Origin of the sequence: Secundilactobacillus mixtipabuli (assembly GCF_002217925.1) — a bacterium.
Lineage (GTDB): Bacteria > Bacillota > Bacilli > Lactobacillales > Lactobacillaceae > Secundilactobacillus > Secundilactobacillus mixtipabuli.
Genome location: NZ_BCMF01000042.1, coordinates 1 through 262, shown reverse-complemented (window position 1 = coordinate 262; position 262 = coordinate 1). Strand labels below are relative to the sequence as shown.

Annotated in this window: 1 protein-coding gene; it reads right to left on the bottom strand. The window is 40.5% G+C overall.

Going from position 1 to position 262, the window contains the following annotated elements; translation table 11 throughout:
* The coding region (locus IWT5_RS11895; protein WP_143443110.1) for a transposase at nt 1-262 on the bottom strand (262 nt) is incomplete at both ends.

Here is a 262-nt window from a genome sequence, read left to right as displayed (position 1 = left end):
AACGTCTTTGGCGCAAAGCATATGTGAAAAACTAGTCCATTTATGGTAGGTAGTATAGTCAACGTCTTCTACCGGCTGTAATAATAATTTCCAGTAACGCTTTAAAGCGCGGTATTGGTGAGAAGAGGTTGGTAAACCTTTCATAATGCGGATTCTGGTCTTGGTAAATGCCCGACTGAGGGCATTTACAATGTGAAATCGATCAATGAGAACAATCGCATTGGGAAACACAGTACCGACCAATTTAGGGTAAGTATAATTC